The following is a 9126-nucleotide window of genomic DNA, read 5'->3' as shown; positions in this document are numbered from 1 at the left end:
ATAACATCGGTAATGTACCATGTAGGTGCAAAAGATGAACAACCCGATAGAACTGGATTTGCACACTTTTTTGAACACTTATTATTTGAAGGTACTCAGAACATAAAACGTGGTGAATGGTTTAAAATTGTAACAGCAAATGGTGGTAAAAACAACGCTAATACAACCGACGATCGCACCTATTATTACGAAGTTTTTCCATCAAACAATTTAGAATTAGCCTTATGGATGGAATCGGAACGATTAATGCACCCTGTAATTAATCAAATTGGCGTTGATACACAAAACGAGGTAGTAAAAGAAGAAAAACGCCTTCGTATCGACAATCAACCTTATGGAAATTTATTTAAAGCGGTAAAGCAAAATATGTTTAAAGTGCATCCGTATCGCTGGACAACCATTGGCGAAATGGAGCATTTAGACGCAGCAACTTTAGAAGAATTTCAAGCTTTTAACAAAAAATTCTATATTCCTAACAATGCTGTATTGGTCGTAGCTGGTCAATTCGATACGGCTCAAGCAAAAGAGTGGATAAACAACTATTTTAGCGCTATTCCTAAAGGTACGCCCGTTTCTAGAAAAACCTATGTAGAAGAGCCTATAAAAGAAGAATTTACCGCATCTTGGGAAGACCCAAACGTTCAAATTCCAATGTACATTACGTGCTACAGAACACCATCAATGAAAACTCGCGATGCACGTGTATTAGACATGATTTCTTCGTATTTATCAGACGGAAAAAGTTCTAAACTTTACAAACGCTTAGTTGACGAGAAAAAAATGACATTGCAAGTTGGCGCTTTCAATTATAGCCAAGAAGATTACGGAACTTATTTTATTTACTGTATGCCTATGGGCAACACTTCTAAAGAAGCTATTTTAGCAGAAGTTGACGATGAAATTAAAAAACTTCAAACCGATTTAATTTCTGAAAAAGATTATCAAAAACTTCAAAATTCTTTTGAAAGCAACTATGTAAACAGTAATTCTAATGTTGAAGGAATTGCAAACAACTTAGCAACATACTATTTATTATATGGCGATATCAATTTAATTAACACAGAAATAGATATTTATCGTTCTATTACTAGAGAAGAAATTAGAGAAGTTGCTAAAAAATACCTAAACAAAAACCAACGTTTATTGTTAGATTATTTACCAGCAAAAGAAAAAACCCAAAATTAATATCCAATGAAAAAAATTTTATATATAGCTGCAAGTTTATTTTTTATGGGAACTACTCAAGCACAAGAAAGACCAATGCCTGTGGCTGGTCCAGCACCTAAAATAAACATTAACAAACCACAAACTTTTACACTTAAAAATGGTTTAAAAGTTTTAATAGTAGAAAACCACAAGCTACCTCGCGTTTCTTTTACCTTAACATTAGACAATACACCTTATGCCGAAGGAAATAAAAAAGGCGAATCGAGTTTGGTTAGCGCCATGCTAGGCAATGGAACTGAAAGTATGAGCAAAGAAAAATTTAATGAAGAGGTAGATTTCTTGGGTGCTTCTATAAATTTTTGGTCTGAAGGCGCATCTGCTAGCGGACTTTCTCGTTATTCGGATAGAATTTTAGAATTAATGGCCGATGGCGCATTACACCCTGTTTTTTCTCAAGAAGATTTCGATAAAGAAAAAGCAAAAATGATTGAAGGCCTTAAAACACAAGAAAAAAGCGCTTCAACAATTGCAAGAAGAGTAGAAAATGTATTAACCTATGGCAAAGACCATTACAATGGCGAGTTTGTTTCAGAAGAAACATTAAACAATGTAACGTTAGCCGATGTAAAAGCAAACTACACACGCTATTTTGTACCTGGAGATGCTTATTTAGTTATAATTGGCGATATTAATGCTGGCGAAATTGAAAAAAAGGTAAAAAAATTATTTGGAAAATGGAGCAAAGGATCAGCTCCTAGCCTTTCGTACACAGACCCTAAAGATGTTGGTTTTAGCCAAATTAATTTTGTTGATGTTCCTAATGCAGTACAATCGGAAGTTTCAGTTGTTAATTTATCGCATTTAAAAATGACCGACAAAGATTATTTTGCTACAATATTAGCCAATCAAATTTTAGGTGGCGGTGGCGAAGGTCGCTTATTTTTAAATTTACGCGAAGCACACGGGTGGACTTATGGTTCTTATTCTTCTATAGGCGCCGATAAATACATAGGAAAATTCCGTTCAAGCGCATCGGTTAGAAATGCTGTTACAGACAGTGCAATTGTTGAAATTTTTAACGAATTAAAAAGAATTAGAACCGAATTAGTATCGGACGAAGATTTAAAAAATGCTAAAGCAAAATACATCGGAAACTTTGTAATGCAAATTGAAAAACCCGAAACAATTGCCCGCTACGCTTTAAACATAGAAACACAAAATCTTTCAGACAACTTCTACGAAAACTTTATGAAAAATATTAATGCGGTTACCGCAGAAGATATTCGAAATGCCGCACAAAAATATTTTTCTGTAGATAATGCACGAGTAGTTGTAATTGGAAAAGCAAGCGATGTTTTACCTGGTTTACAAAAACTAAGTCAAGACAAAAACCTTCCCATATTTTATTATGACAAATATGGCAACTTAACCGATAAACCCGAAATTAAAAAAGTAATTCCTGCTGGTGTTACTTCTACATCGGTTTTAGAAAATTACTTAACAGCAATTGGTGGAAAAGAAAAAGCAGCGCAAGTAAAAACAATTTATTCTACAGCTTCGGCTACAGTTCAAGGAACACCTTTAGAGTTAGTACAAAAATTTTCAAAAGAAAATATGCTTGTAGAAATGAAAGCAATGGGAATGACCATGATGAAACAAGTAGTTACTTCTAAAGGTGCTTATATTGAAAGCCAAGGACAAAAAAACAATATTGAAGGTAACGACTTAAAACAAATGCAAAATATGGCTACAACTTTTGTAGAACTAAATCTTTTAAACAACTCTAATGTTAAGTTACAAGGCATAGAAACCATTAACGATAAAGACGCTTATGTTTTAGTTTTAGATGAGACCAAGTATTATTATGATGCTACATCAGGATTAAAAGTTGCAGAAGCAATTACAACCGAACAAATGGGTCAAAAAATGACGCGCACTACATATTACGATGTTTATACCGATGTAAATGGTTTACAATTTCCATATAAAACAACCATTAATATGGGAATGGAAATTGAACTAACCACTACCGATGTAAAAATTAATGAAGGTGTAACCGATGCCGATTTCGAATAAACAACAAATATTCTAAACAAAAACCGTTTCGTTTTTTAATCGAAACGGTTTTTTTTATGTCTTAAAAATCTTGATAAAAGTTAATTTTTAAAAAGAAAAAACCCTTGTAAAGTATTGATTTTACAAGGGTTTTAATTTTTAAAAGTGGTACCTCCAGGAATCGAACCAGGGACACACGGATTTTCAGTCCGTTGCTCTACCAACTGAGCTAAGGTACCTTACCTACAATCTTAAACAGATTTGCTTGTTGATTGCGGGTGCAAATATAGAACCATTTTTATATTTTCCAAAACAATTTTCAAAAAAAATCTATTTGTATATTTGCCATTCATAAAACAACAAAATGCTTTTAGCAATAGACATAGGAAATTCTAGAATTAAAGTAGCTGTATTTGAAAAAGATACCGAAATTAGCAACTATTCATTCCTAAAAGAAGAAGCTTTTAAAAATTTTAAAAAAATTTTTAAAAACCATCCTAAAATAAACCATGCTGTTTCTTCTTCCGTTGGAAACTTAGATACTATTTGCCACAACTACATTAAAACAAAAGCCAACTTAACCGAAATAGACGCGAATACTACATTTCCATTTCAAAACCTATATTCAACTCCAAAAACACTTGGTGTCGATAGAATGGTAGTAACGGCTGGCGCATCTTTACTATATCCTAATCAAAATGTTTTAATAATAGACTGTGGCACGTGTATTACTTACGATTTGTTAACCAATAAAAACACCTATTTAGGTGGCGCTATTTCACCAGGCTTAACCATGCGCTACAAAAGTTTACATACTTATACTGCAAAATTACCGTTATTAGAAAAAAGTTATCCTGATAGTTTTATTGGAAATTCAACAAATCAATCCATACATTCGGGAATAATAAACGGCATTAGCAATGAAATTGAAGGTTGTATTTCACAATATTCTCTTAAATTTTCAGATTTAACAATAATTTTAACAGGTGGCGATGCCATTTTTTTGGCTAAAAGTTTAAAAAGCACCATATTTGTCCGTTCAAATTTTTTACTCGAAAGTTTAAACAAACTTTTTAATTATTTAGAAAAGAATTAATGAATAAAAATGTAATTATAGTAATAGGTGTTCTAGTGCTTGGGTTAAAAGGATTTTCCCAACAAAACACATCGTCTCCTTACTCATACTTTGGGTTAGGACAAGTCCTTTTTAATGGCACTCAAGACATTAAAGCAATGGGCGGTTTATCAATAAAAGCCGATAGTATTGCGCTAAATTTATCTAATCCTGCCTCTTATTCGGAGTTAAAACTAACTAATTTTAGCGTTGGTGGAACATCTGTTTTTAATAAAATGAAAACCGAAACCGCAAGCGACAATGCAAAACGCACCTATTTAGATTATTTAGCCGTAGGAATTCCTATGGGAAAATTTGGTGCTTCATTCGGATTAATGCCCTACAGCTCTACAGGATACCGTCTTGCCAGCAACGATACCTGGACAGACCCTCAAGATGGGCAGTCGTTTACTGTTTCTCAAAATTTTAATGGCGAAGGTTCTATTAATAGAGTTTTTGGAGGATTTGCCTATAAATTCACTAAAAACATATCGTTTGGTATTAATTTAGAGTACAATTTTGGTCGTATAACCAATGAAATATACGAGAAAATTAACGGCATTCAATTAGGAACACGTGAAATAAACGAATCACAAGTAAAAGGATTTTCTAGCAATTTTGGACTTATTTATAAAGAAGCATTACAAAACGGACACGAAATATATTCGGGTTTTACCTATGCGCCAAAAGCCAATTTAACCGCGGTTAACTCTCGAAATATTGCAACTTATGCGCAAGCTTCTAACGGAACTGTGATTACTAGTGATGTTGTTCAGTTTGATTTGGCCGATACAAAACTTGTAATTCCTACAAAATTTTCGCTTGGCGTTGGCTACGGTAAAAGAAACAAATGGATGATAGGTAGCGAAGTTACTTTTTCTCAAAATAAAAATATGACCAATAGATTTGTCGATATTGCTCAAAATTACGATTATGAAAATGGTCAAAAATACAGCATTGGCGGTTTCTATATTCCTAAATACGATTCGTTTTCCGGCATATTAAATCGTGCCGTTTACCGTGCTGGTTTCCGGTATTCAAAAACAGGTTTAGTACTCAATAATAAAAGCATAGAAGATTATGGCATAAATTTTGGAGTAGGATTACCAGTTGGAATTTCGAAAATAGATTTAGGTTTCGAATTCGGACAACGAGGAACAGTTTATAACGGATTAATACAAGAAAATTATTTTAACATTAGTATAGGTTTATCGTTAGCCGATAAATGGTTCCAAAAAACATATATTGACTAAAAATTGATTAAAAATGAAAACTAAATTAACATTATTATTCGCTATTACTTTTAGCTTCTTTGCTCAAGCACAACAAGAATGTCTTGAAAAATTAAGTTTAATGGGAACTTCTTATAAAGCCAACGATATAGAGTCGGCTTACCAATATTTACAAGAATTACGAAAAGACTGTCCTACTGTACATAAAGGTTTGTATTCGTATGGCGAACGCATCTTAATGAAAAAAATTATTGATGCTAACGGCAACGCAGAACAAGTTAAAGCCTTTGCACAAGATTTGAATAAACTTTACGATGAAAACGCAGCCAACTTTCCAGAAACTGGAAAAGCAGGTTTAGACATGAAAAAAGGTTTAACATTATTCAATTACAATGTAGGAACGCAAGAGGAAACTTTTAACTATTTCGATACTGCTTTTAAAAATGACTTGGCAAATTTCGACAGCACAAGAGCTTTATATGCGTATTTTGAAATGATTGTAAACAATCATAACGCAGGAAAAAGCGGTTTCGAACTACAAGATGTTTTCGATAAGTACGACGATATTTCGGAAAAATTAGACGAAGTAGGAAAAGCCGATGCAGAAGCACTAGATGCGCTAATTAGCAAAACAGAAGCTGGCCAAGAACTTACTGGCAACGAAGAAAAATACAAAGCTAAATACGAAAGAAACATTGAAGATATTGCAAATGTAAAAACAAGTATGGACGCTATCATTGTAGAACTTTCTACTTGCGAAAAATTAATCCCTTTTTACAGAAAATCGTTTGAGGCAAACAAGTCTAACGAATTATGGTTAAAACGTGCATCAGATCGTTTAAATGCTAAAGGTTGCGATAGCGACCCGTTGTTCTCTGAAATTTCAATGGCTTTGTTTAAACTAAATCCAAGTGCAGATGCTGCTTACAAATTAGGGGTGGTAGAATACCAACGCGGTAATACAAGCAAAGCATTAGAATACTTTAACCAAGCAGCAGGTTTATACCAAGACGGCGCTATGAAAGCCAAAGTATATTTAGGTATTGCTACTATGTACCAAAAAAGCAACAAAAGCCAAGCTCGTTCTTATGCTGAAAAGGCATTACAAGCAAGACCATCATACGGTAAAGCGCGCTTATTTCTTGCCGGATTATACGGTAGCAACATAAACGATGCAGGTGGCGATAACTTCCAACGAAGAGCTATGTATTGGTTAGCGGCTCAAGAAGCAGAAAAAGCATCTGCTATAGACCCTTCAGTTAGAGCAAAGGCAAACAGCCTAGCAAGCAAATATAGAGCTGCTGCACCATCAAAAACAGAAATTTTCAATCACCCTGATGGAAATATGTCGGGCAAACAAGTTTGTTTCGGTAGTTGGATTAGCAGATGTGTTACAGTTCCTAAATTATAATGCAAAAAAGAAACACAAATATATTTATAAACATAGTCGTAATTTTTGTTGCGGCTATGTTTTTTTCATGTGAAGGCGGCAGTTTAAAAGATGTTCAAAAAACCGCACAATCCACTTTTTTACCAACTGGCGAAGCCGATACCATTAACTTAAAATATACCGATTCGGGCAAAATAGTATCGAACTTAATAAGCCCAAAAATGCTCGACTACTCAAATGCCAGTAGTCCGTTTGTAGAGTTTCCCACAGGCATAAAAGTTGTAATGTACAATGAAGAAGGTGCAATAACTACAACCATTACTTCTAATTACGCCATTTCGTACAGCAAAACCGATATTATAGATTTACAAGGAAATGTAAAAATAGTATCTAGCGATGGTAAAAAAATGGAAACCGAACAATTGTATTACGACCAAAAAAACGAATGGTTTTTTACCGAAAAGTTTTTTAAATTTACCGATGCCAATGGGCGTTATCTTCAAGGCCCAGGTGTAGATTTTAATAAAGACTTCACCATTTTTAATATGCAAAAAAGTACTGGCGAATTAAACACACTAGAATAATCTTACAGCTTATTACTACTTTTACCCATTGCTTTTTTACTATTCCTAAAAATTGATTACTTTTGAACAAATAATCAAACTATGAACTATTTAAAAATTTCGCAATTTATCTATTTGCTATTTGCGCTTTTTTTTGCCTACCAAGCCTTTGCACAATATAGAAACGGAGAAGATTTTTGGCTTAGTGTAGTAATTGCACTTGTGGCTTTTGGCATGTTTCTTTTTAGAAGAAATATGTTTCGCAAACATCAAAATAGAAACAACAAATAAATGGAAATTACCATTATTGTTATTTGTTTGCTACTATCGGCTTTTTTTTCAGGAATGGAAATAGCTTATGTTTCTTCAAACAAAGTGTATCTTTCTATAGAAAAAAAGCAAAATAATTTTAATGCTAAATTTTTAAGCAAACTAACCGATAATCCATCACAATTTATTACCGCTATGCTTGTGGGAAACAACGTAGTACTGGTAATTTATGGTATTTATTCTGGTCAATTAATAATGAACTGGATAGAAAGTTTACACTATTCTTTTTCATCTTTTACAGCATTATTATTACAAACCATCATTTCTACCTTAATTATTTTATTTACTGCTGAGTTTTTACCTAAAGTATTTTTTCAAATTTATGCCAATTATTTTGTAAAAATATTTGCCTTTCCTGCTTATTTATTTTACCAACTATTTTATTGGATTTCGAAATTCATTATTTGGATATCCGATTTTATTTTAATAAAATTTTTTAAAACCGAAGGCGACCAAATTCAAGATTATTTTAGCAAAGTAGAACTCGGAAACTTTATTTCAGAACAAATGAATAACATTTCAGAAGAAGATGAAATTGATTCTGAAATTCAAATTTTTCAAAACGCTTTAGAATTTTCCGATTTAAAAGCACGCGATATTATGACGCCAAGAACCGAATTAGCATGTATCGATATATTCGATTCGGTTCAAAACCTACGCCAACTATTTATAGAAACCGGTTATTCAAAAATAGTGGTGTATCAAAATTCTATAGACGATGTACTAGGCTATATTCATTCTTTCGAACTTTTTAAAAAACCAAAAACCATAAAATCGGTAATGATTCCTATGGAATTTGTACCCGAAACTATTTACATTAAAGATTTGCTCGATATTTTAACCAAAAAACGCAAAAGTATGGCAGTTGTTTTAGACGAATACGGCGGAACGTCGGGCATCATAACCGTAGAAGATATTATTGAAGAACTTTTTGGCGAAATTGAAGACGAACACGATTCTGATGAAGAACTAGTTGATGAAGTTTTAGAAGAAAACAATGCGTATTTATTCTCTGCTCGTTTAGATGTTGCTTATCTTAACGAAAAATACAATTTAGAAATACCCGAATCTGATTCTTACACTACATTAGGCGGATTTATAGTAAATCATACAAAAGAAATTCCGCAAAATGAAGAAAAACTACAAATCGACAACTTCGAAATAATTATTCACGCAGCTTCTTCCAAGAAAATTGAGTTGGTTAAATTATCTATTACCGAAGAAAAGCAATAAAATCTTTAAAAAATAAACTATTTTTTTTAAAATACTATTTTT

8 protein-coding genes and 1 tRNA gene are annotated in these 9126 nt (G+C 32.9%); 8 read left to right on the top strand and 1 reads right to left on the bottom strand.

Annotated features, from left to right (window positions below; translation table 11 throughout):
• Both R2808_RS09620 and R2808_RS09615 read left to right on the top strand, forming a co-directional pair.
• Positions 1-1185: M16 family metallopeptidase (locus R2808_RS09620; protein WP_371270768.1), on the top strand; the 1185-nt coding region annotated here is incomplete at its 5' end.
• Between the two features lie 6 nt (positions 1186-1191).
• The gene (locus R2808_RS09615) at positions 1192-3243 is read left to right on the top strand and encodes a M16 family metallopeptidase (RefSeq protein ID WP_371270766.1); all 2052 of its coding nucleotides are present in this window, start codon (positions 1192-1194) and stop codon (positions 3241-3243) included.
• A gap of 145 nt (positions 3244-3388) precedes the next feature.
• Here R2808_RS09615 and R2808_RS09610 read toward each other — a convergent pair.
• A tRNA-Phe gene (locus tag R2808_RS09610) sits at positions 3389-3461 on the bottom strand.
• Between the two features lie 125 nt (positions 3462-3586).
• Between R2808_RS09610 and R2808_RS09605 the strand changes: the two genes are divergently transcribed.
• From R2808_RS09605 to R2808_RS09580, 6 genes are all read left to right on the top strand, one after another.
• Complete coding sequence (locus R2808_RS09605) at positions 3587-4318, top strand: type III pantothenate kinase (RefSeq protein WP_371270765.1); 732 nt, start codon at positions 3587-3589, stop codon at positions 4316-4318.
• A complete protein-coding gene (locus tag R2808_RS09600) occupies positions 4318-5589 on the top strand; it encodes a hypothetical protein (protein ID WP_371270764.1) in 1272 nt (423 codons plus the stop codon). The genes R2808_RS09605 and R2808_RS09600 overlap by 1 nt, the downstream gene beginning before the upstream one ends.
• A gap of 13 nt (positions 5590-5602) precedes the next feature.
• Positions 5603-6979 carry a tetratricopeptide repeat protein gene (locus tag R2808_RS09595; RefSeq protein WP_371270762.1) on the top strand — a complete coding sequence of 459 codons (1377 nt, stop codon included), beginning with the start codon at positions 5603-5605 and terminating at the stop codon, positions 6977-6979.
• Complete coding sequence (gene lptC, locus R2808_RS09590) at positions 6979-7542, top strand: LPS export ABC transporter periplasmic protein LptC (RefSeq protein ID WP_371270761.1); 564 nt, start codon at positions 6979-6981, stop codon at positions 7540-7542. Before R2808_RS09595 ends, lptC begins: the two co-directional genes overlap by 1 nt.
• 81 nt (positions 7543-7623) lie before the next feature.
• A complete protein-coding gene (locus R2808_RS09585) occupies positions 7624-7812 on the top strand; it encodes a hypothetical protein (protein ID WP_371270760.1) in 189 nt (62 codons plus the stop codon).
• The gene (locus R2808_RS09580) at positions 7813-9084 is read left to right on the top strand and encodes a hemolysin family protein (protein ID WP_371270759.1); all 1272 of its coding nucleotides are present in this window, start codon (positions 7813-7815) and stop codon (positions 9082-9084) included.
• The last annotated feature ends 42 nt before the right edge of the window (positions 9085-9126 follow it).

Origin of the sequence: Flavobacterium sp. (assembly GCF_041392005.1) — a bacterium.
Taxonomy (GTDB): domain Bacteria; phylum Bacteroidota; class Bacteroidia; order Flavobacteriales; family Flavobacteriaceae; genus Flavobacterium.
Note: the sequence above shows the minus strand (reverse complement) of the source record. Positions and strands in the feature narration are given on the sequence as shown.

Coding starts and splice junctions, on each gene's coding strand:
- lptC (WP_371270761.1), top strand. CDS start 6,979: ATGCAAAAAAGAAACACAAATATATTTATAAACATAGTCGTAATTTTT.
- R2808_RS09615 (WP_371270766.1), top strand. CDS start 1,192: ATGAAAAAAATTTTATATATAGCTGCAAGTTTATTTTTTATGGGAACT.
- R2808_RS09600 (WP_371270764.1), top strand. CDS start 4,318: ATGAATAAAAATGTAATTATAGTAATAGGTGTTCTAGTGCTTGGGTTA.
- R2808_RS09580 (WP_371270759.1), top strand. CDS start 7,813: ATGGAAATTACCATTATTGTTATTTGTTTGCTACTATCGGCTTTTTTT.
- R2808_RS09595 (WP_371270762.1), top strand. CDS start 5,603: ATGAAAACTAAATTAACATTATTATTCGCTATTACTTTTAGCTTCTTT.
- R2808_RS09585 (WP_371270760.1), top strand. CDS start 7,624: ATGAACTATTTAAAAATTTCGCAATTTATCTATTTGCTATTTGCGCTT.
- R2808_RS09605 (WP_371270765.1), top strand. CDS start 3,587: ATGCTTTTAGCAATAGACATAGGAAATTCTAGAATTAAAGTAGCTGTA.